The organism is Streptomyces sp. ISL-87, from assembly GCF_018614095.1.
Taxonomy (GTDB): Bacteria; Actinomycetota; Actinomycetes; order Streptomycetales; family Streptomycetaceae; genus Streptomyces.
On record NZ_JAGGOY010000063.1, the window covers coordinates 53,994 to 79,064 of the forward strand.

Here is a 25,071-nt window from a genome sequence, read left to right on the forward strand (position 1 = left end):
AGCCCGCGGGGTTACGCCCGCGGGCTCATCCCCTGGGTCCGCTCATTCGGCCGAGTAGTGCGACGTATCGGTTGCCCGTCCCGCGGATCGGCATTTGACTCGGTTCATGCTCTCTGCCCGCAGTCTGTTCCAGGAGATCGTCGACAATGACGACTCCTTCCAGCTGTTCTGCTCCATCGCCGCCAGTGGGGAGTCCCAGGGAGGCTGGGAAAACGCCCGGATCGCGGCCCTCGTGCCCGCCGGCATGCGCGATCTCGCCCCCAAGATCACCCGGCACGGCGCCGACGAGGACAAGCACGGCCGGGTCTTCAACGCGCTGCTCCGCAAGCGCGGCCTGCCGCCGGTCCCCGTGCCGCCCGAGACCGACTACACGATGCTGCTGGAGCGGCACGGCATCGGCCTCCCGCACGACAAGCTGCGCGGCGGGGAACAGCTGACGGAGGAGGACGTCGTCGTCTACCTCTCGCACAGCAGGGTCACCGAACAGCGCGCCGCCGACCAGATGAACATGCTGGTCAGGAACTTCGGGGACCACCCCGAGGTCGGCAAGGCCATCCGCGTGATCAGCAATGACGAGGACAACCACCTCGCCTACTGCCACGAGGAGTTGCTGCGGCTGGCCGGCCAGGGACACGGCCGGACCATCCAACGGGTGCTGCGCGAGTCCGCGCTCGCCGAGATCCGCATCTACCGGGACGTGAGCCTCGCCGTGATGGAGCACATGGGGCGGCTGCTGAAGTGGCCCGCGCCCAAGTCGGCAGCGCTTGCCGCGGGCATCCACGCGATGTACGCGTACGAGCGGTTCAGCGGCTGGCACCAAATGGTGCGGCTGCGCATGCCGGAGCGGCGCGACGCGCTGGGCGGCGCCCCGGTCAGCGCCCCCGAGTTCGCCTAGGGCCCGGGGCGTCGCCACCGTCCGCCACGGCTACAGCCAGCCGCGGCGCTTGAACATCCGGTGCAGGCCGAGACAGATGGCCACCATCAGCACCACGACCATCGGATAGCCCCAGCTCTGGCGGAGCTCCGGCATGTGCTCGAAGTTCATCCCGTAGATCCCCGCGACCATCGTCGGGACGGCCGCCATCGCCGCCCAGGCCGAGATCTTGCGCATGTCGTCGTTCTGCCGGACTCCCATCTGCGCCAGATGCGCGGCCAGCGCGTCCGACAACAGCCGGTCCAGGCCCTCGGTGTACTCGTTCGCCTTGGCCAGGTGGTCGGCGACATCGCGAAAGAACGGCTGGGCGTGCTCGTGCACGAACGGCACGTTCCCGAAGGCGAGCCGGTCCATCGGCTGGAGCAGCGGGCTCGTCGCCCGGCGGAATTCCAGCACCTGCCGCTTGAAGGCGTAGATCCGGGCGGCGGTGTTCTTGGTGTCCATGGCGTCCGGCGCGAAGACCTCCGCCTCCAGCTCCTCCAGGTCGCCCTGGAGCTCGGCGGCCACCTCGATGTAGTGGTCCACCACCGCGTCGGACACGGCGTACAGCACCGCCGTCGGGCCGTGCCGCAGGACGTCCGGGTCCTGCTCCAGCCGCTTGCGTACGGCGGCCAGCGCGGCCCCCTCGCCGTGCCGGACCGTGACCACGAAGGAGTCGCCGATGAACACCATCAGCTCGCCCGTGGTCACCGTGTCCTTTTCGTCGTCGTACAGCACCGGCTTGAGGACGACGAACAGGGAGTCGTCGTACACCTCCAGCTTCGGGCGCTGGTGCGCGGTCAGCGCGTCCTCCACCGCCAGCGGGTGCAGGCCGAACTCCTGGCTGACGTGTTCGAACTCCTTCTCCGACGGCTCGTACATGCCGACCCAGAGGAAGGCGTCACCGGTGGCCCGGGCCTCGTCGAGGGCATCCGAGAAATCGTCCGGACCCTGGGTCCGGCGGCCGTTCCGGTAAATCGCGCAATCCACAATCACGCGGGCATTCTTCCCTGCCCACGACCTGCCCGCACACCGGCGGCACCGCTTAGGGTGGCTCCATGGCCACGCTGATCCTCGTACGACACGGGCGGTCCACCGCCAACACCGCAGGGCTGCTCGCCGGATGGACCCCGGGAGTGGCCCTCGACGAGCGCGGGGCCGAACAGGCCGCGGCGCTGCCCGGGCGGCTCGCCCGGGTGCCCCTCGCGGCCGCCGTCACCAGCCCGCTGCAACGCTGCGGGGAGACCCTCGCGCCGCTGCTGGCCGCCCGGCCGGGGCTGGCCCTGCACACCGACGAGCGGATCGGCGAATGCCACTACGGCGACTGGTCGGGCCGCAAACTCTCCGAGCTCTCCGACGAGCCGCTGATGCGGATCGTCCAGCAGCACCCGTCGGCCGCCGTCTTCCCCGGCGGGGAGTCCATGCGCGCCATGCAGGCACGCGCCGTGGACGCCGTACAGGACTGGAACACGCGGATCGAGGAGCAGCACGGCAGCGACGCCCTCTTCCTGATGTGCTCGCACGGGGACATCATCAAGTCCCTCGTCGCGGACGCCCTCGGCATGCACCTGGACCTCTTCCAGCGGATCAGCGTCGAACCCTGCTCGGTCACGGTGATCCGCTACACCCCGACCCGGCCGTTCCTGCTCCGGCTCGGTGACACAGGGGACTTCGCCGGTTTCGTGCCGCACGATGAGTCCTCCGCCGGCGCGGCGGCGGAGAAAGCCGCCGAAGACGGCGGGAACGCGGTCGTGGGAGGCGGCGCGGGCGCAGTGTGATCGAACGGCGCAGTAGGGTGGACGGGCCAACACAAGTGCGCAGCCATGCCCCTGCCGCCGAGACTTGGAGACCGAAGGTGCCCCGTCAGGTGTTCCTCTACGACCCGCCGGACCGCTTCGTGGCCGGTACGGTCGGTCTGCCTGGACGCCGTACGTTCTTCCTCCAGGCCTCCTCCGGGCCCCGGGTCACCAGTGTCTCCCTGGAGAAGACCCAGGTAGCGGCGCTGGCCGAGCGGATGGACGAGCTGCTGGACGAGGTCGTACGGCGCACCGGCGGCAATGCCCCGGTGCCGGCCATGGCCCCCGCCGAGGCCGCCGACACCGCGCCGCTCGACGTGCCGGTCGAGGAGGAGTTCCGCGTCGGCACCATGGCCCTGGCCTGGGACGGCGAGGAACAGCGGATGATCGTCGAGGCGCAGGCCCTGGTGGAGGTCGAGGCCGAGTCGGACGAGGATCTCGCCGAGGCGGAGGAGCGGCTCCTCCAGGACGAGGAGAACGGCCCGCCGATGCTGCGGGTCCGCCTCTCCGGCGCCCAGGCCCGGGCCTTCGCCAAGCGGGCCCTGGACGTGGTCAACGCGGGCCGGCCGCCGTGCCCGCTGTGCAGTCTGCCGCTGGACCCCGAGGGGCATGTGTGTCCGCGCCAGAACGGGTACCGGCGCCAGGCGTGAGCGCCGTGACCCCGATCGAGGAACTGCTCACCCGGGGTGAGCTCACCGTGCGCGGCCGGATCCGCGAGGCGTCCAACGCGGTGCTGCTGTGCAGTGTCATGTACGAGGGCGTCAGCGCCGACTGTGTGTACAAGCCGGTCAAGGGCGAGCGGCCGCTGTGGGACTTCCCCGACGGGAACCTCGCCCAGCGCGAGCGCGCCGCCTACCTGGTCTCCGAGGCCACGGGGTGGGGCCTGGTGCCCGCCACCGTGCTGCGCGACGGGCCCTACGGCGAGGGCATGGTCCAGTACTGGATCGACGCGGGCGAGTCGCCCGAGGCCGGACTCCTCGCGCTCGTCGAGGGCGAGGAGGCGGGAGAGGGCTGGAAGGCCGTCGCGCTCGCCGAGGTGGGGGAGGGCCGCACCGCGCTGCTCGTCCACGCCGACGACCCGCGGCTGCGGCGGCTCGCCGTCCTGGACGCAGTGATCAACAACGGCGACCGCAAGGGCGGCCACCTGCTGCCCGCGCCCGACGGGCGGCTCTACGGCATCGATCACGGCGTGACCTTCCACAGCGAGGACAAGCTGCGCACCCTGCTGTGGGGGTGGGCGGGGGAGCCGCTGACGGAAGAGGCGCGGTCTGTGCTGGCCGACCTCGAAGCCCAGCTGGCCGACGGAGGCCCGCTGGCCACCCGGCTGGCCGAACTGATCACCGCCGTCGAGCTGGCCGCCGTACGGGACCGGGTGGCCCAGCTGCTGCGCACCGGAACCCACCCGGAGCCGTCCGGACAGTGGCCGGCGATCCCGTGGCCGCCGGTCTGATCCGCCCACGCCGCATACGCATAGAACAGGCCAGATCGCAAGAGTGCCGATCAAGCCAACAGTGCAGGTCCAGTTCGTTTTCGGAACACCCGTCCGGTTAGGCTCGTGGCATGCATGCCTGGCCCGCTTCTGAGGTCCCCGCCCTGCCTGGCAAGGGCCGCGACCTCCAGATCCACGACACCGCGACCCAGGGGACGATCACCCTCGCCCCCGGTCCCGTCGCCCGTATCTACGTCTGCGGCATCACTCCGTACGACGCGACCCATATCGGTCACGCGGCGACCTACAACGCGTTCGACCTCGTTCAGCGCGTGTGGCTCGACACCAAGCGGCAGGTCCACTACGTCCAGAACGTCACGGACGTGGACGATCCGCTGCTGGAGCGGGCGCTGCGCGACGGCCACGACTGGACCGAGCTCGCGGAACGCGAGACGGCCCTCTTCCGCGAGGACATGACCGCCCTGCGGATGCTGCCGCCGCAGCACTACATCGGAGCCGTCGAGGCCATACCGGGCATCGTGCCGCTGGTGGAGCGGCTGCGGGACGCGGGCGCGGCGTACGACCTGGAAGGCGACGTCTACTTCTCGGTGGAAGCCGATCCGCACTTCGGCCAGGTCTCGAACCTGGACGCGGAGGCCATGCGCCTGCTCTCGGCGGAGCGCGGCGGTGACCCGGACCGCCCGGGGAAGAAGAACCCGCTCGACCCGATGCTGTGGATGGCCGCGCGTCCGGGCGAGCCGAGCTGGGACGGCGGCTCGCTGGGCCGCGGCCGGCCGGGCTGGCACATCGAGTGCGTCGCCATTGCCCTGGACCACCTGGGCATGGGCTTCGACATCCAGGGCGGCGGGTCCGACCTGGCGTTCCCGCACCACGAGATGGGCGCGTCGCACGCGCAGGCGCTGACGGGTGAGTTCCCGATGGCCAAGGCGTACGTCCACGCCGGCATGGTGGCCCTGCACGGCGCGAAGATGTCGAAGTCGAAGGGCAACCTGGTCTTCGTCTCGGCCCTGCGGCGTGCGGGGGTGGACCCGGCGGCGATCCGCCTGGCCCTTCTCTCGCACCACTACCGGGACGACTGGGAGTGGACGGACGACGTTCTCGCCGAGGCGGTGGCCCGCCTGGAGCGCTGGCGCGCGGCGGTGTCCCGGCCGGACGGCCTGCCGGCGGACGGGGTGGTCGAGGAGGTCCGCGAGGCCCTGTCGAACGACCTGGACGCGCCGGCCGCGCTCGCGGCGGTGGACCGCTGGGTGGACGCCCAGAACACCTCGGACGGCGACGACGAGTCGGCCCCGGGCCTGGTCTCCCGCACGGTGGACGCCCTCCTGGGCGTAGCCCTGTAACCCACCCACACACCCCCGATGCCCCCAGCGCCCCACCGGGCCTGGGGGCATCGCCATGCCGTGCCCGTGCCGGGCTACGTCTCCGGGGTCTCGCCCTCGTCCGGGGTGGCGGGGGGCTGGGGCGGCTCATCGCCGGCGGGGCCGGGCTCGGGGTCCGGTTTGCGCTTGGGGGGCCGGGTCAGGCCGCTGGAGGTGTCGCGCAGGTACGAGGTGTCGCCGGCCTCCGACGCCGGGTCGCGGCGGCGCAGATAGCGCTCGAACTCCCGGGCGATGGCGTCCCCGGACGCCTCCGGCAGGTCCGCCGTGTCCCGTGCCTCCTCCAGTGTCTGAACGTACTCCGCCACCTCGCTGTCCTCGGCGGCCAGTTGGTCCACGCCCAGCTGCCAGGCCCGCGCGTCCTCCGGCAGTTCGCCCAGCGGGATCCTGATGTCGATCAGGTCCTCCAGCCGGTTGAGGAGTGCCAGCGTCGCCTTCGGGTTCGGGGGCTGCGAGACGTAGTGGGGGACCGCCGCCCACAGCGACACCGCCGGAACACCCGCGTGCGTACAGGCCTCTTGGAGCACGCCCACGATCCCCGTGGGCCCCTCGTACCGGGTCTCCTCCAGGTCCATCGTCCGCGCCAGATCCGCATCCGACGTGACACCGCTCACCGGGACCGGCCGCGTGTGCGGGGTGTCCCCGAGCAGCGCGCCCAGGACGACCACCATCTCCACGCCCAGTTCGTGCGCGAAGCCGAGGATCTCGTTGCAGAACGACCGCCACCGCATGGACGGTTCGATCCCGCGCACCAGCACCAGGTCGCGCGGCTTGGCGCCGCCGATCCGGACCACCGACAGCCGAGTCGTCGGCCAAGTGATCTTCCGCACCCCGTTGTCCAGCCACACCGTCGGCCGGTTGACCTGGAAGTCGTAGTAGTCCTCGGCGTCCAGCGCCGCGAAGACCTCGCCCTTCCACTCCCGGTCCAGGTGCGCGACCGCACCGGAGGCCGCGTCACCCGCGTCGTTCCAGCCCTCGAACGCGGCCACCATGACCGGGTCGATCAGCTCGGGCACGCCCTCAAGCTCGATCACCCAGGTCTCCTTCCGAAGTTCCCTTGTGTACGTGGGTCAGCCTAAGCCTTGTTACGACGCCAGCCACAGCCCACGACAGAGGGGCGGTTCCCCTCGGAGCCGCCCCTCTTCCCCACCTGCCCGGCAGCTATGCCTTACGGCTCAGCATCTCCTCGACCCGGGCGCGCACGGACGCGTCGTCCAGGCCGCGGACCGTCACCGTCGTACGGCGGCGCAGCACGTCGTCGACCGTCTCGGCCCACTCGTTGTCCCGGGCGTAGGCGACCTGCGCCCAGATCTCCGGCCCGTCCGGGTGGATCCGCTCGGCGAGCGCCGGGTCCTCGTTCGCGAGACGCGCGATGTCGAAGGCCAGCGAGCCGTAGTGGGAGGCCAGGTGGCGGGCGGTCAGCGGGTCCATCCGCGTGCCCGGCTCCCGGTCCACCAGCAGCCGGTGCGCGACCGCGTTCGGGTTGGCGACACCGGGCAGTGCGATCCGGCGTACGAGCGACTTCACCGGCTCCATGTCCTCGGTCAGCGGGCTGCCCGGGAGCTTCGCCAGCTTGTCCATGACCACGCGGCCGATGTGGCGGTACGTCGTCCACTTGCCGCCGGCGACCGACAGCATGCCGCCGCGGCCCTCGGAGACGACCGTCTCGCGCTTGGCCTTCTCGACCCCGCCGGGGCCGCCGGGCAGCACCCGCAGGCCCGCGAAGGCGTACGTCATCAGAGACCGGTCGAGGTCCGCGTCGTTCACGGAGAACGCCGCCTCGTCGAGGATCTGCTGGATGTCGGACTCGGTGGCGCGCACGTCCGCCGGGTCGCCCTCGTACTTCTCGTCGGTCGTGCCGAGGAGGAGCTGGTCCTCCCACGGGAGCGCGAAGGTGATCCGGTACTTGTCGATCGGGGTGGCCATGGCGGCCTTCCACGGCGACTTGCGCTTCAGCACGATGTGCGCGCCCTTGGAAAGGCGGATCGACGGCATCGAGTGCTTGTCTTCCATGCGCCGCAGGTGGTCCACCCACGGGCCGGTGGCGTTGAGCACGACGCGTGCGTCGACCCCGAACTCGGTACCGTCCAGGCGGTCCTTGAGCTCGGCACCGGTGACCCGGCCGTGCGTCATGCGCAGGCCGGTGACCTCGGCGTGGTTCAGGACGACCGCGCCCGACTCGACGGCCGCGCGGACCGTCATGACGGCGACGCGGGAGTCGTTCATCTGGTGGTCGTAGTAGACCGCGACGGCCTTGAGGTTGTCCGTCTTCAGGCCCGGGTTGTCGGCGGCGGCGCGGGCCGGGGATATGACCTTGCCCATGCCGTCGCCGAAGGCGGAGAGCGCCGAGTACGCGAAGACGCCCGCGCCCAGCTTCGCCGCGCCCACCGGACCGCCCTTGTAGACGGGCAGGTAGAAGGTGAGCGGGTTGACCAGGTGCGGGGCCACGTCCTTGGCCAGCACCCGGCGCTCGTGGTGGTTCTCCGCGACCAGCTTGACCGCGCCGGTCTGCAGGTAGCGAAGACCACCGTGGACGAGCTTGGAGGAGGCCGAGGAGGTGGCACCGGCGAAGTCGCCGGCGTCCACCATGGCGACCCGCAGACCCGACTGCGCGGCATGCCAGGCCACCGAGGTGCCCAGGATTCCACCGCCGATGACCAGCAGGTCGTACGTGGCCTTGGCCAGCTGCTCGCGGGTCTCGGCGCGGCTCGCGTGGGAACCGGCGGTCGGGTGCGTACCCAGCGTGGGAACGCTCTGCAGGCTGCTCATATCTCTCTTAGCTCCTACTCGGTTGACTCAGCTGGTGCGGTCAGCTGGCGTCTTCGTCGTCGACCCAGCCCATGGACCGCTCCACGGCCTTGAGCCAGCTCTTGTACTCGCGGTCCCGCTGCTCGGCGGGCATCCGCGGGGTCCACTCCGCCGCGCGGCGCCAGTTGGCGCGCAGGGCGTCGGTGTCGGGCCAGAAGCCGACGGCCAGGCCGGCGGCGTAGGCGGCGCCGAGGCAGGTGGTCTCGGCGACCATCGGACGGACCACGGGGGCGTCCAGGAAGTCCGAGAGCGTCTGCATCAGCAGGTTGTTGGAGGTCATGCCGCCGTCGACCTTGAGGGCCGTGAGCTCGACGCCCGAGTCCTTGGTCATGGCGTCGGTGATCTCGCGGGTCTGCCAGGCGGTGGCCTCCAGGACGGCACGGGCGATGTGCGCCTTGGTGACGTACCGGGTCAGGCCGGCGATCACACCGCGGGCGTCGGAGCGCCAGTACGGGGCGAACAGGCCGGAGAATGCCGGTACGAAGTAGGCGCCGCCGTTGTCCTCGACGGAGGAGGCCAGCGTCTCGATCTCGGCCGCGGACTTGATCAGGCCCATCTGGTCGCGCATCCACTGGACGAGCGAGCCGGTGACGGCGATGGAGCCCTCCAGCGCGTAGACCGGCTTCTCGTCGCCGATCTGGTAGCCGACCGTGGTCAGCAGGCCGCTGTAGGAGTTGATGATCTTGTCGCCGGTGTTCATCAGCATGAACGTTCCGGTGCCGTAGGTGGACTTGGCCTCGCCCTCGGCGAAACAGGTCTGGCCGAACAGCGCGGCCTGCTGGTCACCGAGCGCCGAGGCGACCGGGACGCCGGCGAGGACGCCGTCCTTGACGTGGCCGTAGACCTCGGCGGAGGACTTGATCTCGGGGAGGACGTTGAGCGGGACCGCCATGGACTCCGCGATCTTCTCGTCCCAGGCCAGCGTGTGGAGGTTCATCAGCATGGTGCGCGAGGCGTTGGTGACGTCGGTGACGTGCACACCGCCCTCGGCGCCGCCGGTGAGGTTCCAGATGACCCACGAGTCCATGGTGCCGAAGAGGATGTCCCCGGCCTCGGCGCGCTCGCGCAGGCCCTCGACGTTGTCGAGCAGCCAGCGGACCTTGGGGCCGGCGAAGTACGAGGCGAGCGGCAGGCCCGTCTCGCGGCGGAAGCGGTCCTGGCCGACGTTGCGGCCGAGCTCCTTGCACAGGGCGTCGGTGCGGGTGTCCTGCCAGACCAGCGCGTTGTGCACCGGCTCACCGGTGTTCTTGTCCCACAGGACGGTGGTCTCGCGCTGGTTGGTGATGCCGACGGCCTTGACGTCGGCGGCCGTGATCTCGGCCTTGGCGATGGCCCCGGCGACGACCTCCTGGACGTTGGTCCAGATCTCGGTGGCGTCGTGCTCGACCCAGCCCGGCTTCGGGAAGATCTGCTCGTGCTCCTTCTGGTCGACGGCGACGATGCGGCCGTCGCGGTCGAACACGATGCAGCGGGAGGAGGTGGTGCCCTGGTCGATCGCGGCGATGAAGGGGCCGGTGCTGCTGGTCATGTGGCTGCTCCTGGCAGGTCTGAGTAGGCGGAATCAGGGGGCGGTGCGGATCTTGCGAAACGTGCCGAGCTGATCAGGCGAACGCGATGTTGTACAGACCACCGGCGACAGCGGCACCGACGAGCGGGCCGACGACCGGGATCCAGGAGTAGGACCAGTCCGAGCCGCCCTTGTTGGGCAGCGGAAGAAGGGCGTGCACGATGCGCGGACCGAGGTCGCGCACCGGGTTGATGGCGTAGCCGGTCGGACCGCCGAGCGACAGGCCGATGCCGACGACCACGAAGGAGGTGATCAGGACGCCGATGACGCCGAGGCCCTTGCCGTCGCCCTGGAGACCCTGGGTGAGGATCGCCAGCACCAGGACGGCCGTGCCGATGATCTCGGTGGCGAGGTTCTGGACCACGTTGCGGATCTCGGGGCCGGTCGAGAAGATGCCGAGCACCGGGCCCGCCTTGTCGTGCGGGTGCGGGTCCTCCGGGCCGAGCTTGGCGTCGCGGATGTGCTCCGGGTCAGCGAGGTGCACCCGGAACTGGCCGTAGTAGGTGACCCACATCAGGACCGCACCGAGCATGGCGCCGAGCAGCTGGCCGGCGAAGTAGACCGGTACGTCGCTCCAGTCGCCGTTCTTGACGGCGAGGCCGACGGTGACCGCCGGGTTGAGGTGCGCACCGGAGAGCGGGGCGGACACGTAGGCGGCGATCAGTACGGCGAAACCCCAGCCGAAGGTGATCGCGAGCCAGCCCGCGTTCCGGGCCTTGGAGCTCTTGAGTGTCACGGCGGCGCAGACGCCACCGCCGAGCAGTGTGAGCAGGGCGGTACCGATGGTCTCGCCGATGAAGATGTCGGAGCTGGACACCCGCGACTCCTTTGTCTTACGTCCAGGGGTGGGCGGACACCGGGTCCCTCCGGTGGTCCACGCACTCGGTGAGTGCTGCACCGGTCCTTGGCCTTGCCACACCCTAACGCGTATTGCCGGTAGGTGTTCGACAATGCCGACCGATGAACGGCAGTTTTCCGCCCGGGTGAAGAACGCGTCAAGGGTTGGCCAGGTCAAATGCCGGATCGTTACCACACGGTACGATCGCCCAAATCCGGCCATTCGATGGTCAGGAAATGACTAAATGCACCCTGATGGCGCATGTTTCGGCCATGGGTGTGGTCAAAGCAAGGTCAGAACCGGCCCGCGCCAAGGTCGCGCGAAACCGCCCTCGCGCAGTCCCGGACCGAAGCCACCAGGGCCGCCCGGGGTTCACCCGTCTCCCCGCAGACCCGCTCCACGGCCCCCGCGAGGGCCACCGCGCCGACCGGCATCCGCCGCCGGTCGTGGATCGGCGCGGCCACCGAGGCGATGCCGTCCCACGTCTCCTCGACGTCGGAGGCCCAGCCGCGCGCCCGGGTCAGGTCCAGCTCGGCCTCGAAGCCGGCGGCGTCCGTGACCGTACGGGGCGTGAACACCTCCCGCTCCACCTCCACGGCCTGGGTGTGGGCGACCGGGTCGTAGGCCGACAGCACCTTGCCCAGCGCGGTCGAGTGCAGCGGCTGCATGGCCCCCACCTCCAGCACCTGGCGGCTGTCGTCCGGCCGGAACACGTGGTGCATGATCAGCACCCCGCTCTGGTGGAGCACCCCCACGTACACGCTCTCGCCGCTCGCCCGGGCCAGGTCGTCCGTCCACACCAGGGCGCGGGCGCGCAGCTCGTGGACGTCCAGATAGCTGTTGCCCAGGCGCAGCAGCTCCGCGCCGAGCTGATAGCGGCCGGAGGCCGGGTCCTGCTCCACGAAGCCCTCGGCCTGGAGGGTGCGCAGGATCCCGTGCGCGGTGCCCTTGGCGAGCCCGAGTGAGGAGGCCACGTCCGACAGGCCCAGCCGGCGCTCACCGCCGGCCAGGAGCCGCAGCATCGCAGCGGCTCGTTCGAGCGACTGGATGTTCCGTGCCATCGCGCAGCCTCCTGCTGACGTAGTTCGACAATGCTGAACAGTATCGGTCGATGTCGACCTTGTGCATCGGTGGGCGGTCCTCGGACGGAGTAGTTTCGGACACCCCTGCGCACAGAATGCAGTCCGCCACGTGGGACGCCTCCACCGGGGTTGACGCCGCGCGGTTAACCTGACCGCGTGCACCCTTGAGACAGAAGGGGTGTAAAGCCGACAGCCGTCGCATTCCAGGGAGCTCAACCATGGCCTCGTTGCCGAACCTGCCCGCTGACCCCCAGACCCGGGCGGACGCCCTCCGAGAGGCGCTCGCCACCCGCGTGGTCGTGGCCGACGGAGCCATGGGAACGATGCTCCAGGCACAGGACCCCACCCTTGAGGACTTCCAGAACCTCGAAGGCTGCAACGAGGTCCTCAACATGACCCGCCCCGACATCGTGCGCTCCGTGCACCAGGAGTACTTCTCCGTCGGCGTGGACTGTGTGGAGACCAACACGTTCGGCGCAAACTTCGCCGCCCTCGCCGAGTACGACATCGCCGAGCGCAACTTCGAGCTCTCGGAGTCCGGCGCCCGCATCGCCCGCGAAGTCGCTGACGAGTTCACCGCCTCCACCGGACAGCAGCGCTGGGTGCTCGGCTCCATGGGCCCCGGCACCAAGCTGCCCACCCTCGGCCACATCGACTACGCGACGATCCGCGACGCTTACCAGGTCAACGCCGAGGGCCTGCTCTCCGGCGGCGCCGACGCCCTCCTCGTCGAGACCACCCAGGACCTGCTCCAGACCAAGTCCTCCGTCATCGGCGCCCGGCGCGCCATGGAGGCACTGGGCATCTCCGTCCCGCTGATCTGCTCCGTGACCGTGGAGACCACCGGCACGATGCTGCTCGGCTCGGAGATCGGCGCGGCCCTCACCTCGCTGGAGCCGCTCGGCATCGACATGATCGGCCTGAACTGCGCCACCGGCCCCGCCGAGATGAGCGAGCACCTGCGCTACCTCGCGCGCAACTCCCGCGTCCCGCTCTCCTGCATGCCGAACGCCGGCCTCCCCGTCCTCGGCAAGAACGGCGCGCACTACCCGCTGTCCGCGAGCGAGCTCGCCGACGCCCAGGAGACCTTCGTCCGTGAGTACGGCCTCTCGCTGGTCGGCGGCTGCTGCGGTACGACGCCCGAGCACCTGCGCCAGGTCGTGGAGCGGGTCCGCGGCCTGAACCCGGTCGCCCGTGAGCCCCGCCCCGAGCCGGGCGCGTCCTCGCTGTACCAGACGGTGCCGTTCCGCCAGGACACCTCGTACATGGCGATCGGCGAGCGGACGAACGCCAACGGGTCGAAGAAGTTCCGCGAGGCCATGCTGGAGGCCCGCTGGGACGACTGCGTGGAGATGGCGCGCGACCAGATCCGCGAGGGCGCGCACATGCTCGACCTGTGCGTGGACTACGTGGGCCGCGACGGTGTCGCCGACATGGAGGAGCTGGCCGGCCGCTTCGCCACCGCCTCGACGCTGCCGATCGTCCTGGACTCCACCGAGGTTCCCGTCATCAAGGCGGGTCTGGAGAAGCTCGGCGGCCGCGCCGTGATCAACTCGGTGAACTACGAGGACGGCGACGGCCCTGAGTCCCGCTTCGCGAAGGTCACCCGACTGGCCCAGGAGCACGGCGCCGCGCTGATCGCGCTGACCATCGACGAGGAGGGCCAGGCCCGCACCGTCGAACACAAGGTCGCCATCGCCCAGCGGCTCATCGAGGACCTGACGGGGAACTGGGGGATCCACGAGTCGGACATCCTCATCGACACCCTGACCTTCACGATCTGCACCGGCCAGGAGGAGTCCCGCAAGGACGGCATCGCGACGATCGAGGCGATCCGCGAGCTCAAGCGCCGCCACCCGGACGTCCAGACCACCCTCGGCCTGTCCAACATCTCCTTCGGGCTCAACCCGGCCGCCCGCGTCCTGCTGAACTCCGTCTTCCTCGACGAGTGCGTGAAGGCAGGCCTGGACTCGGCGATCGTCCACGCGTCCAAGATCCTGCCCATCGCACGGTTCGACGACGAGCAGGTGGGCACCGCCCTGGACCTGATCTACGACCGGCGTGCGGAGGGCTACGACCCGCTGCAGAAGCTGATGGCGCTGTTCGAGGGCGTCAACACCAAGTCCCTCAAGGCGGGCCGCGCCGAGGAGCTCATGGCCCTGCCGCTGGACGAGCGCCTCCAGCGCCGCATCATCGACGGCGAGAAGAACGGCCTGGAGGCCGACCTCGGCGAGGCCCTCCAGACCCGCCCCGCCCTCGACATCGTCAACGACACTCTCCTTGAGGGGATGAAGGTCGTCGGCGAGCTCTTCGGCTCGGGCCAGATGCAGCTGCCATTCGTCCTCCAGTCGGCCGAGGTCATGAAGACCGCCGTGGCCTACCTCGAACCGCACATGGAGAAGACGGACGACGACGGCAAGGGCACGATCGTGCTGGCCACCGTCCGCGGCGACGTCCACGACATCGGCAAGAACCTCGTCGACATCATCCTGACCAACAACGGCTACAACGTCGTCAACATCGGCATCAAGCAGCCGGTCTCCGCGATCCTCGAAGCCGCCCAGGAACACAAGGCCGACGTCATCGGCATGTCCGGCCTGCTGGTGAAGTCGACCGTGATCATGAAGGAGAACCTGGAGGAGCTGAACCAGCGCAAGCTGGCGGCCGACTACCCGGTGATCCTCGGCGGCGCCGCCCTCACCCGCGCCTACGTCGAGCAGGACCTGCACGAGATCTACGAGGGCGAGGTCCGCTACGCCCGCGACGCCTTCGAGGGGCTGCGCCTGATGGACGCCCTGATCGCCGTCAAGCGGGGCGTCCCCGGCGCCTCCCTCCCCGAGCTCAAGCAGCGCCGCGTCGCCAAGCGGGACACGCCCGTCCTCGACCTGGACGAGCGGGAGGAGCCCGGCGGCCGCTCCGACACCTCCACCGACAACCCGGTCCCCACCCCGCCGTTCTGGGGCACCCGCGTGGTCAAGGGCATCCCGCTCAAGGACTACGCCTCCTGGCTGGACGAGGGCGCCCTGTTCAAGGGCCAGTGGGGCCTCAAGCAGGCCCGCGCGGGCGGGGCCACGTACGAGGAGCTCGTCGAGACCGAGGGCCGGCCGCGGCTGCGCGGCCTCCTCGACAAGCTGCACACCGAGAACCTGCTCGAGGCGGCCGTCGTCTACGGGTACTTCCCCTGCGTCTCCAAGGGCGAGGACCTGATCATCCTGGACGAGGCGGGCAACGAGCGGACCCGCTTCACCTTCCCGCGCCAGCGCCGCGGCCGGCGCCTGTGCCTCGCGGACTTCTTCCGCCCCGAGGAGTCCGGCGAGACCGACGTGGTCGGCCTCCAGGTGGTTACCGTCGGGTCGAAGATCGGCGAGGCCACGGCCAAGCTGTTCGAGTCCGACTCCTACCGCGAGTACCTGGAACTGCACGGCCTGTCCGTCCAGCTCGCCGAGGCCATGGCCGAGTACTGGCACGCCCGGGTCCGCGCCGAGCTCGGATTCGCCGGCGAGGACCCCGCCAAGGTCGAAGACATGTTCGACCTCAAGTACCGCGGAGCCCGCTTCTCGCTCGGCTACGGCGCCTGCCCCGACCTGGAGGACCGTGCCAAGATCGCCGAGCTGCTCCAGCCGGAGCGGATCGGGGTCCACCTGTCGGAGGAGTTCCAGCTCCACCCCGAGCAGTCCACCGACGCCATCGTGATTCACCACCCCGAAGCGAAGTATTTCAACGCACGCTGAGGCGGGCCGACGTACACTTGTCGGTCCCATACAGGCCGGTCGCCTGTTCCCCGGGGGATGCCCATGGGGAAGAGGCGGCCGGCCTTCTCGTCCCCTGAGAGAGGTGTGCCGGATGACCAGCACCGTTCCCGCCCCCGTCGCCCGTACGGCCGACGGGCATGCCCTCCAGGCGGTGCTGCTGGACATGGACGGCACCCTCGTCGACACCGAGGGATTCTGGTGGGAGATCGAGGCGGAGATCTTCCACGAGCTCGGCCACCGGCTCGACGAGGCCTGGCGGGACGTCGTCGTCGGCGGCCCGATGAGCCGCAGTGCCACCTTCCTCATCGAGGCGACCGGCGCGGACATCGGCCTCGCCGAGCTCAGCGTGCTGCTCAACGAGCGCTTCGAGGCCCGCATCGCCGACCAGGTGCCGCTCATGCCCGGCGCCGAGCGGCTGCTGGCCGAGCTGGCCCGGCACAACGTGCCCACCGCCCTCGTCTCCGCCTCGCACCGCCGGGTCATCGACCGGGTGCTGCGCTCCCTCGGCCCCGAGCGGTTCGCACTGAGCGTGGCCGGCGACGAGGTCACCCGCACCAAGCCGCACCCCGACCCGTACCTGATCGCCGCCCGCACCCTCGGCGCGCATCCCTCGCGCTGCGCGGTCATCGAGGACACCGCCACCGGGGTCGCCGCCGCCGAGGCCGCCGGCTGCCGGGTCGTGGCCGTCCCCTCGGTCGGCCTGATCCCGGCCGCCCCGGGCCGTACGATCGTCCGCTCGCTGGAAGACGTCGACCTGACGTTCCTGCGCTCCCTCATCGCCCCGATGAACTAAGCCCTCCGGTGGACTGCGCCGGCTGAGCCCGAGCCGAGCTGAACGGGCCGAGCTGAACGGGCCGAGCTGAACGGAGCCGGACCGAGCGGCTGCTGGCCGAGCCGAGCGCACACGCTCCGTGCCGAACAAAACACCCGCCATGCCGGGATCCAGCGGATGGATCTTCCGTTCCATGGCGCGGAGGCTGAAATTCCATCCTTTCCGTGGCAGCCGTGCCAGGTGACCTTTGTCACCCGCCAACCTCCGGACACACCTGTCCGGGGGTTCTGGAAGCTGCCCTTGTGTCCGGATTGATCAGCTCCTGACCGAATCTGCGGTCACCCCACATAGACAGCCAGTCCGCACCCATCACCGTGCGATTACGCCCCAAGTCCTGCCAGTTCAAGCCATCCCCTCCCAGACCACTAATGTCGAAGCGGGCACTACGCCGCACCTCAGCCGTACCGGACACACACCCCTGTGCCGGGACGCGTGTGGACCGATCGTCACAACACCGGCCCGATCGTTCCGCCCTGAACGGGCGACCGCCGCGAGTGCCCTCTACGCCGCTTTGAGCAAGTGCCGGTCGAGGGAGTACTTCCAGCATGAACCGCAAGACCATGGTGCTGACGGCCGCGGCCGGACTGCTCACCCCCGCGCTGGCCGCATGCGGTACGGCGACCGGCGGAGGAGCGGGATCCGGAGCGATCGTCGTCGGGACCACCGATCGGTTCGAGGCCGCCGACTACGCCCCCGCCCCGTTCGACCCGGCCTACGCCTACGACGCCGGAGCCTGGAACGTACTGCGCCAGACCGTCCAGACGCTGATGCACACCCCACGCGGCGGCGGCCAGCCCGTCCCCGAAGCGGCCTCCGACTGCCGCTTCACCGACACCGGCAACGAGAGCTACCGCTGCACCCTGCGCCCCGGGCTGAAGTTCGCGAACGGCGACCCGCTCACCGCCAAGGACGTCAAGTTCTCCATCGAACGCGTCCTCGCCATCAAGGACGAGAACGGCCCGTCCTCGCTGCTCTCCACCCTCGACACCGTCGAGGTCAAGGGCGCCGACACCGTCGTCTTCCACCTGAAGACCCCGGACGCGATCTTCCCGTACAAGCTCTCCACCCCGGCCGCCGGCATCGTCAGCGAGAAGAACTACGACGCCAAGAAGCTCCGCGAGGGTTTCTCCGTAGACGGCTCCGGCCCCTACACGATGAAGGCCGAGGTCAAGGAAAACCACCTCGTCCGGGCCGTCTTCACCAAGAACCCGAACTACAAGGGCGACATCAAGCTCCAGAACGACAAGGTCGAACTGCGCGCCTTCGCCGACTCAGACGCCATGGGCAAGGCCCTCGCCAAGGGCTCCGTCCACGTGGTCTCCCGGACCCTGTCGCCCGCCCAGATCACCGAGTTCTCGGCCAAGCCGCCCAAGGGCGTCAAGCTGGTCCCGATGCCCGGCCTGGAGATCCGCTACCTCGGCTTCAACACCGAGGCCCCGGTCGTCAAGGACAAGGCCGTACGCCAGGCCCTCGCCGCCGCCGTCGACCGCAACGGCCTCATCTCCAAGGTCTACGGCAAGGCCGCACAGCCCCTGTACTCCCTCGTCCCCACCACCGTGCCCGGCCACGTCAACTCGTTCTTCAACAAGTACGGCGAGGCCAACACCGCCAAGGCCGCGGCCCTGCTGAAGGACGCGGGGATCAAGACCCCGGTCAAGCTGACGCTGAACTACACCGCCGACCACTACGGCGACGGCACGGCCGCCGAGTTCGAGGCCCTCAAGACCCAGCTGAACTCCACTCAGCTCTTCGACATCACCGTCCAGGGCAGCGACTGGTCCGACTTCCGGCCCGCCCAGAAGAAGGGCGACTACGCCGCCTACGGGCTCGGCTGGTTCCCCGACTACCCGGACGCCGACAACTTCCTCGCTCCCTTCCTGGAGCAGGACAACTTCCTGGGCACGCCGTACGCCAACGCGGCGGTGCGCACCAAGCTCATCCCCGAATCCCGGCGTGCCGTCGACCGCAACGTCGCCGCGCCCGCGATCACGGAGATGCAGGACATCGTCGCCGAGGACGTACCCGTCCTGCCCCTGTGGCAGGGCAAGCAGTACGTCGCCGCACGCGACGGAATCACCGGGGTGGAGTGGTCGGTCAACGCCATCTCCGACCTCCAGCTCTGGGAGCTCGGCCGCGGAGTCAGCGGCTGAAACCGGCAACAACCGGCAGCGGGTGTCGCAGGCCGGCGCAACGAGACAGTTCGACTGTGAAGGACGTTCGCGTGATTCGACGTAACCAGTGGTTGGCGGCCCCGCTCGGCGCAGCCACCGCCGCCGCGCTGCTCAGCGGTTGCGGCTCGCAGGATGGCACGGCCGCGGGCAGCGGCAAGGGTGTGGTCATGGGCATATCCGACAAGGTGAAGGCCACCGACCCCGCTTCGGGCTACGACCCGGGATCCTGGCTGCTCTTCAACAACGTCTTCCAGTCCCTGCTGAGCTTTCCCAAGGGCGGCACCACCCCGGAGCCCGACGCCGCGCAGTCCTGCAACTTCGACGGCGGCGACAGCAAGGTCTACAAGTGCACCCTGCGCGGCGGCCTGAAGTTCAGCAACGGCCACAGCCTCACCTCCAAGGACGTCAAGTACTCCTTCGAGCGCACGCTGAAGATCAATGACGAGAACGGCCCGGCCGTGATGCTCTCGTCGATCGCCGGCATCGACACCCCCGACGACAAGACCGTCGTCTTCCGTCTCAAGACCTCCGACGCGACCTTCCCCAGCAAGATCGCGTCGGGCGCGGGCTCCATCGTCGACCACGCCGAATACCCGGCCGACAAGCTCCGCACCGACGGCAAGGCGTTCGGCTCCGGCGTGTACAAGCTGGACTCCATCAGCGACAAGAGCGCCAACTTCTCGGTCAACGACTCCTACACCGGCAAGGCCAAGCCGAAGAACAACGGCGTGACCATGAAGTTCTTCAACGAGGACCAGGCGGCCCTCAAGAAGGTCCTCGAAAGCGGAGACGTCGACTTCGCCTTCCGCGGCCTCGCCGCCAAGGACATCGCGAGCCTCTCCTCCACCAAGACCGGCAACAACAAGGTCGAGGTCGTCTCGGGTACCGGCGCCGAAGTCCAGCACCTCGTCTTCAACATGAACGACCCGATCGCCGGGAAGCTCCCCGTCCGCAAGGCCATCGCCTACCTCGTGGACCGCGAAGCCCTGGTCAAGGAGGTCTACGACGGCACCGCGACCTCCCTGTACTCGGTCGTCCCGGCCGGCATCGGCTCGCACAACACCGCCTTCTTCGACCGCTACGGCGGCAGCCCGCAGCCCGAGAAGGCCAAGGCGGTCCTGCGCGCGGCCAACATCAAGGACAAGGTCAAGCTGACCCTGTACTCGACGCCCACGCGCTACGGTCCGTCCACGGACCAGGAATTCGAGCTCATCGCCAAGCAGCTCAACGCGAGCGGCCTGTTCGAGGCGGACGTCAAGTCCGTCGAGTTCGAGCAGTACGAGAAGGACATCCAGGACGGCAAGTACGGCGTCTACGTGAAGGGCTGGGTCCCGGACTACCCGGACGCCGACAACTTCACCCAGCCGTTCTTCGGCCCGGACAACGTGCTCCAGAACAACTACGACAACAAGGAGATCACCGGGACGATCATCCCGTCGACCTCCGCGAAGTCCGACCGCACCGCGGCCAACATGGACTACAACCGCCTGCAGGACATCGTCGCCGACGAGATCCCGCTCCTCCCGCTCTGGCAGGGCAAGCAGTACGCCGTCACCCGCGAGAACGTGACGGGCCTCCAGTGGTCCCTGGACGCGTCGACCGTGTTCCGCTTCTGGGAGATCAGCAAGGGCTGATCCTCCCGGGGCCCGCTCCCGGGGCCCGCTCACTGGGCCCGCTCACTCGCCCGTGGTGTCTTCGGCCGGACAACGGCCGCGGACACCACGGGCGGTGTCGTTACTGGGCGCCGGGGCGGACCAGGCCGCTCTCGTAGGCGTAGACCGCGGCCTGGACGCGGTCGCGCAGGCCCAGCTTCGTCAGGACATGGCCCACGTGCGTCTTCACTGTGGTCTCGCTCACGAACAGGTCCGCCGCGATCTCCGCGTTCGACAGGCCCCGGGCCACCAGCTTCAGCACCTCGACCTCGCGCTCCGTCAGCGTGCCGAGGACGTTCGGGACGTTGTCCTCACCCGACGGCAGGTGCCCCGCGTACTTGTCCAGCAGCCGCCGCGTGATGCTCGGCGCGAGCATCGCCTCGCCGCCCGCGACCACCCGGATCGCCTGCACCAGCTCATTGGCGGGCGCGTCCTTCAGCAGGAACCCGCTCGCCCCCGCCCGCAGCGCCTCCACCACGTACTCGTCCAGGTCGAAGGTGGTCAGTACGAGCACCTTCGCCGGCCCGTCCCGCCCCGGCCCGGTGATCTGCCGGGTCGCCTCCACCCCGTCCATCCGCGGCATCCGGATGTCCATCAGGACCACGTCGGGCTGGAGCGCCCGCACCTGGTCCAGCGCCTGAAGGCCGTCCCCGGCCTCACCGACCACCGCCAGGTCCTGTTCGGCCTCCAGGATCATCCGGAAGCCGGTGCGCAGCAGCGGCTGGTCGTCGACCAGAAGGACGCGGATCGCCACGGGGTCTACCTCGTATTCGTCGGACGGCTTCGGCGGACGCCGCCCATTCTGCCCTGACCAGGCGATCAGGAATCGGCCGGGCGTACCGCCTCGGCCTCCGCCCCAGCATCCGCCTGGGACCGCGGGATGATCATCAGAGGATAGGCCGGGGGAGTCCCGCCGAATTCCGGACACACCGCCTGGTGATCACACCAGCCGCACAGCTTCGTCGGCCGCGGCCGCCAGTCACCCGTCTCGGTGGCCTCCCGGATCGCCTCCCACAGCGCGAGAAGCTTGCGCTCCACCCGCTCCAGGTCCTCGACCACCGGGTCGTACGTCAGCACGTCCCCGCTGCCCAGGTACACCAGCTGGAGCCGCCGGGGCACCACCTGCTTCAGCCGCCACACCACCAGCGCGTAGAACTTCATCTGGAACAGCGCGCCCTCGGCGTACTCCGGCCGCGGCGCCTTGCCCGTCTTGTAGTCGACGATCCGCACCTCGCCCGTCGGCGCCACATCCACCCGGTCGATGATCCCGCGCAGCCGCAGCCCCGACTCCAGCTCCGTCTCCACGAAGAACTCCCGCTCCACCGGCTCCAGCCGCGTCGGGTCCTCCAGCGTGAACCAGCGGTCCACCAGCGCCTCGGCCTCCGTCAGCCACCGCGCCAGCCCCGCACCCGCGTCACCCTCCGGGAACAGCTCCGTCAGCTCCGGCTTCGCCTCCAGCAGCCGGTCCCACTGCCCCGGAATCAGCGCCTTCGCCCGCGGCGCCGTCCGCTCATCGGCCGGGTGGTCGAAGAGCCGCTCCAGCACCGCGTGCACCAGCGTGCCCCGGGTCGCCGCCGCACTCGGCTTCTCCGGCAGCTTGTCGATCACCCTGAACCGGTACAGCAGCGGGCACCGCATGAAATCGCTGGCCCGCGAAGGGGACAGCGAAGTGGGCCGGGCAGCGCTCATCGCGGCGGCGGCATCGGCTTCGCCGGGAGCAGAACCGGGGGGCGTCGTCATACCCGAAACAGTACGACCCGGCACCGACAGCACGCGCATGCCATCGACGCCGGACCCCCTCGCCGTGCATGATCGGAGCATCACCCCGCGCGACGGCGCGGCACGAACCGACCCGTCGGACAGCACCGAACGAAGGACAGCCGTGGCAGACACCGACCCATCCGGCGAGCGCGGAGGCAAGCGCTCCGATCCGGGCGGCGGGATCCTCATGGGCCGCCCCTTCGGCGTGCCCGTCTACGTCTCGCCCAGCTGGTTCCTCGTCGCCGCCCTCATCACCTGGGTCTTCGGCGACCAGCTCGACCGCGTCCTGCCGGACCTCGGCCCGGTCCGCTACCTCGTCTCCCTCTTCTTCGCCGTCGCCTTCTACGCCTCCGTGCTGGTCCACGAACTCGCGCACACCGTCGCCGCGCTCCGCTTCAAACTCCCCGTGCGCCGCATCCAGCTCCAGTTCTTCGGCGGAGTCTCCGAGATCGAGAAGGAATCCGAGACCCCCGGCCGCGAATTCGTCCTCGCCTTCGTCGGCCCCCTCCTCTCCCTCGTCCTCGCCGGCGCCTTCTACCTCGGCATGAAGGGCGTCGATCCGGCCACCGTCCCCGGCGTCCTCCTCGCCGGCCTGATGATCTCCAACCTGCTCGTCGCCGCCTTCAACCTGCTCCCCGGCCTCCCCCTCGACGGCGGCCGCATGCTCCGCGCCGTCATCTGGGGCATCACCGGCAAGCCCATGGCCGGCACCGTCGCCGCCGCCTGGGTCGGCCGCGGCCTCGCCGTCACCGTCCTCATCGGACTGCCGCTGATCACCCACACCGGAGTCCTCGGCAACCGCACCGCGGAAATCGGCGGCATGGACACCGTCATGGATGCCCTGCTCGCCGCGATCCTCGCCGCCATCATCTGGACCGGCGCCGGCAACAGCCTGCGCATGGCGAGGCTGCGCGAACACCTCCCCGAGCTGCGAGCCCGCACCCTCACCCGGCGCGCCATCCCCGTCGAGAACTCCACCCCGCTCTCCGAAGCCCTGCGCCGGGCCAACGAAGCCGGCGCCCGAGCCCTCGTCATCGTCGACGGACACGGAGACCCCAGCGCCATCGTCCGCGAGACCGCCATCGCCTCCGTCCCCGAACACCGACGCCCCTGGGTCGCCGTCAGCACCCTCGCCCAGGACCTCACCGACGGCATGAGGGTCCCGGCCGACCTCACCGGCGAAGAACTCCTCAACCACCTCCGCACCACCCCCGCCACCGAGTACCTCGTCCTCGAACCCGGCGGCGAGATCTTCGGCGTCCTGTCCACGCTCGACGTCGAAAAGGCCTTCGTGAAGGCCATGGCGCGGCCCCAGTCCTGAAGCCAATACACTGGTCACATGTCCGAACCGACCGGTGCCGCCCGCCGACGCGGGCCCTTCGAGGTCGGGGACCAGGTTCAGCTCACCGACCCCAAGGGCCGCCACTACACGTTCACGCTCGAAGCCGGGAAGAATTTCCACACCCACAAGGGTTCCTTCCCGCACGACGAGCTGATCGGTGCTCCCGAGGGCAGTGTTGTCCGTACCACGGGCAACGTCGCGTACCTCGCGCTGCGTCCCCTGCTCCCCGACTATGTCCTGTCCATGCCCCGCGGTGCCGCCGTGGTCTACCCCAAGGACGCGGGCCAGATCCTGGCCTTCGCCGACATCTTCCCCGGCGCCCGCGTCGTGGAGGCAGGTGTGGGCTCCGGCTCCCTGAGCAGCTTCCTGCTGCGCGCCATCGGCGACCAGGGCATGCTCCACAGCTACGAGCGCCGCGCGGACTTCGCCGAGATCGCCACCGCCAACGTCGAGCGCTACTTCGGCGGCCCGCACCCCGCGTGGCAGCTGACCGTGGGCGACCTCCAGGACAACCTGTCCGACACCGACGTCGACCGCGTGATCCTCGACATGCTCGCCCCCTGGGAGTGCCTGGAGGCCGTCTCCAAGGCGCTGGTCCCCGGCGGCATCCTGTGCTGCTACGTGGCCACCACCACCCAGCTCGCCCGGACCGTCGAATCCATCCGTGAGTTCGGCTGCTACGCCGAGCCGCAGCCCTGGGAATCGATGATCCGCAACTGGCACGTCGAGGGCCTGGCCGTCCGCCCCGATCACCGGATGATCGGCCACACCGGCTTCCTCGTCACCGCCCGCCGCCTCGCGGACGGCGTCGAGCCCCCGATGCGCCGACGCCGTCCCGCCAAGGGCGCGTACGGCGAGGACTACGAGGGCCCGGGCAGCCAGTCCGGCGGCTCCGGCGACCGCGGCTGACCCAGCCGGCCGCCCACCCCAACACGAAGGCGCTGTGGTGCAGTTCCCCCCGAGATGCGGGAACTGCGCCACAGCGCCTTTTCGTTGTCACGGCAGGCGATCCGCCGACGCCCCGGCTTACACGCCGGCCCACGTCCCGGCTACGCCCCGGTCACGACCGGACCCGGCCGTTCCACCCCGGTGTGAGGTGTGGCACGATGCTGGCTCCCCGTCACCCTTCACACAGGAGACACCCCGCGTGCTGCACAGCCCCCCGCAGCTGGAACTGGCGCACAGCAGCACCAGGCCCATCCACTGGCTCGCCACGGCCACGGCCATGGCCGCCGTCATAGCCGCCGCGGGAGTTCTCCAGCCGTCCGCCGGCGCCACCACCGGGACCTCGGACGGCGCCCCACACGGCCCGCAGGCGACCGCCCCGGACCCGCAAGGGGTCGCGTACCCGCTGGACTGCAAGGGCGCCCCGCAGACCGTCACGGCCACCGCGCAGGGCGACCTCGACGGCGACGGACGGCCCGAGACCGTGGCGGCCGTCCGCTGCGACGCCGGCTCCGGGACCCCGCCGCACGCGATCTACGTACTGACCCAGGACCGGAGCGAGGGCGCCCGCCCCCGCGTCGTGGCCACCCTGCTCGACACCGCGCAGCGGCAGACCGTCACCGAGCTCACCGTGCGCGACGGGGCAGTCACCGCGAGTCTCCTCGGCTACTCCGCCCCGGAAATCCCGCGCTGCTGCCCCGACAAGAACCAGCTCGCCAAGTGGCGCTGGAGCGGCGGAAAATTCCGCCAGGAGCTGACGGACTCGGCCGCCAGGCGTGTTTGAAG

The 25,071-nt window shown here is 70.0% G+C and carries 20 protein-coding genes; 12 read left to right on the forward strand and 8 right to left on the reverse strand.

Annotation, left to right across the window (positions count from 1 at the left end):
• The first annotated feature begins 106 nt into the window (after nucleotides 1–106).
• Nucleotides 107–895, forward strand: a complete 789-nt coding sequence (locus tag J7I97_RS23660; protein ID WP_214938156.1) for a ferritin-like domain-containing protein — start codon at nucleotides 107–109, stop codon at nucleotides 893–895.
• A gap of 30 nt (nucleotides 896–925) precedes the next feature.
• Here J7I97_RS23660 and corA read toward each other — a convergent pair whose 3' ends face one another.
• Nucleotides 926–1,909 carry a magnesium/cobalt transporter CorA gene (gene corA, locus J7I97_RS23665; RefSeq protein ID WP_214938158.1) on the reverse strand — a complete coding sequence of 328 codons (984 nt, stop codon included), beginning with the start codon at nucleotides 1,907–1,909 and terminating at the stop codon, nucleotides 926–928.
• A 62-nt stretch (nucleotides 1,910–1,971) separates the two neighbouring features.
• Between corA and J7I97_RS23670 the strand changes: the two genes are divergently transcribed.
• From J7I97_RS23670 to mshC, 4 genes are all read left to right on the forward strand, one after another.
• Nucleotides 1,972–2,691, forward strand: a complete 720-nt coding sequence (locus J7I97_RS23670; RefSeq protein WP_214938160.1) for a histidine phosphatase family protein — start codon at nucleotides 1,972–1,974, stop codon at nucleotides 2,689–2,691.
• A gap of 77 nt (nucleotides 2,692–2,768) precedes the next feature.
• On the forward strand, nucleotides 2,769–3,359 hold the full coding sequence (locus J7I97_RS23675) for a DUF3090 domain-containing protein (RefSeq protein WP_214938162.1): 591 nt from the start codon (nucleotides 2,769–2,771) through the stop codon (nucleotides 3,357–3,359).
• Between the two features lie 5 nt (nucleotides 3,360–3,364).
• On the forward strand, nucleotides 3,365–4,159 hold the full coding sequence (locus J7I97_RS23680; RefSeq protein WP_214938368.1) for an SCO1664 family protein: 795 nt from the start codon (nucleotides 3,365–3,367) through the stop codon (nucleotides 4,157–4,159).
• 110 nt (nucleotides 4,160–4,269) lie between these two features.
• Nucleotides 4,270–5,499 (forward strand): cysteine--1-D-myo-inosityl 2-amino-2-deoxy-alpha-D-glucopyranoside ligase, encoded by a 1,230-nt coding sequence (mshC, locus tag J7I97_RS23685; RefSeq protein WP_214938164.1) that lies wholly within the window; start codon nucleotides 4,270–4,272, stop codon nucleotides 5,497–5,499.
• A 74-nt stretch (nucleotides 5,500–5,573) separates the two neighbouring features.
• Here the strand turns inward: mshC and J7I97_RS23690 are convergent, their stop codons facing one another.
• From J7I97_RS23690 to J7I97_RS23710, 5 genes are all read right to left on the reverse strand, one after another.
• Nucleotides 5,574–6,569, reverse strand: a complete 996-nt coding sequence (locus tag J7I97_RS23690; RefSeq protein WP_214938166.1) for a PAC2 family protein — start codon at nucleotides 6,567–6,569, stop codon at nucleotides 5,574–5,576.
• 127 nt (nucleotides 6,570–6,696) lie between these two features.
• Nucleotides 6,697–8,304: a glycerol-3-phosphate dehydrogenase/oxidase gene (locus tag J7I97_RS23695; protein WP_214938168.1), complete on the reverse strand. Its 1,608-nt coding sequence runs from the start codon at nucleotides 8,302–8,304 to the stop codon at nucleotides 6,697–6,699.
• A 40-nt stretch (nucleotides 8,305–8,344) separates the two neighbouring features.
• A complete protein-coding gene (gene glpK / locus J7I97_RS23700; RefSeq protein ID WP_214938170.1) occupies nucleotides 8,345–9,871 on the reverse strand; it encodes a glycerol kinase GlpK in 1,527 nt (508 codons plus the stop codon).
• A gap of 73 nt (nucleotides 9,872–9,944) precedes the next feature.
• Nucleotides 9,945–10,727 carry an MIP/aquaporin family protein gene (locus tag J7I97_RS23705; RefSeq protein WP_214938172.1) on the reverse strand — a complete coding sequence of 261 codons (783 nt, stop codon included), beginning with the start codon at nucleotides 10,725–10,727 and terminating at the stop codon, nucleotides 9,945–9,947.
• A 314-nt stretch (nucleotides 10,728–11,041) separates the two neighbouring features.
• On the reverse strand, nucleotides 11,042–11,809 hold the full coding sequence (locus J7I97_RS23710; RefSeq protein ID WP_214938174.1) for an IclR family transcriptional regulator: 768 nt from the start codon (nucleotides 11,807–11,809) through the stop codon (nucleotides 11,042–11,044).
• A 239-nt stretch (nucleotides 11,810–12,048) separates the two neighbouring features.
• Here J7I97_RS23710 and metH point away from each other — a divergent pair, with 239 nt between their 5' ends.
• The 4 genes from metH to J7I97_RS23730 all read left to right on the forward strand — a co-directional run bounded on the left by metH (nucleotide 12,049) and on the right by J7I97_RS23730 (nucleotide 20,219).
• Complete coding sequence (gene metH / locus J7I97_RS23715) at nucleotides 12,049–15,561, forward strand: methionine synthase (protein WP_214938177.1); 3,513 nt, start codon at nucleotides 12,049–12,051, stop codon at nucleotides 15,559–15,561.
• 112 nt (nucleotides 15,562–15,673) lie between these two features.
• On the forward strand, nucleotides 15,674–16,375 hold the full coding sequence (locus J7I97_RS23720; RefSeq protein ID WP_214938179.1) for an HAD family phosphatase: 702 nt from the start codon (nucleotides 15,674–15,676) through the stop codon (nucleotides 16,373–16,375).
• Nucleotides 16,376–16,959: 584 nt separating this feature from the next.
• A complete protein-coding gene (locus J7I97_RS23725; protein WP_214938181.1) occupies nucleotides 16,960–18,564 on the forward strand; it encodes an ABC transporter substrate-binding protein in 1,605 nt (534 codons plus the stop codon).
• A 71-nt stretch (nucleotides 18,565–18,635) separates the two neighbouring features.
• On the forward strand, nucleotides 18,636–20,219 hold the full coding sequence (locus tag J7I97_RS23730; protein WP_214938183.1) for an ABC transporter substrate-binding protein: 1,584 nt from the start codon (nucleotides 18,636–18,638) through the stop codon (nucleotides 20,217–20,219).
• Nucleotides 20,220–20,319: 100 nt separating this feature from the next.
• On the opposite strand, the gene J7I97_RS23735 is transcribed toward J7I97_RS23730, so the two are convergent.
• Together J7I97_RS23735 and J7I97_RS23740 are read right to left on the reverse strand one after the other, a co-directional pair.
• Nucleotides 20,320–20,991, reverse strand: coding sequence for a response regulator transcription factor (locus tag J7I97_RS23735; RefSeq protein WP_214938184.1), 672 nt, complete (start codon nucleotides 20,989–20,991; stop codon nucleotides 20,320–20,322).
• Nucleotides 20,992–21,056: 65 nt separating this feature from the next.
• Nucleotides 21,057–21,977, reverse strand: a complete 921-nt coding sequence (locus tag J7I97_RS23740; protein ID WP_251059106.1) for a RecB family exonuclease — start codon at nucleotides 21,975–21,977, stop codon at nucleotides 21,057–21,059.
• Between the two features lie 208 nt (nucleotides 21,978–22,185).
• Here J7I97_RS23740 and J7I97_RS23745 point away from each other — a divergent pair, with 208 nt between their 5' ends.
• The 3 genes from J7I97_RS23745 to J7I97_RS23755 all read left to right on the forward strand — a co-directional run bounded on the left by J7I97_RS23745 (nucleotide 22,186) and on the right by J7I97_RS23755 (nucleotide 25,069).
• Nucleotides 22,186–23,319: a site-2 protease family protein gene (locus J7I97_RS23745; protein WP_251050957.1), complete on the forward strand. Its 1,134-nt coding sequence runs from the start codon at nucleotides 22,186–22,188 to the stop codon at nucleotides 23,317–23,319.
• 18 nt (nucleotides 23,320–23,337) lie between these two features.
• Entirely contained in the window at nucleotides 23,338–24,249 is a 912-nt protein-coding gene (locus tag J7I97_RS23750; RefSeq protein ID WP_214938188.1) for a tRNA (adenine-N1)-methyltransferase, read from the forward strand.
• A gap of 241 nt (nucleotides 24,250–24,490) precedes the next feature.
• Nucleotides 24,491–25,069, forward strand: a complete 579-nt coding sequence (locus tag J7I97_RS23755) for a hypothetical protein (protein WP_374103729.1) — start codon at nucleotides 24,491–24,493, stop codon at nucleotides 25,067–25,069.
• Nucleotides 25,070–25,071: the final 2 nt, after the last annotated feature.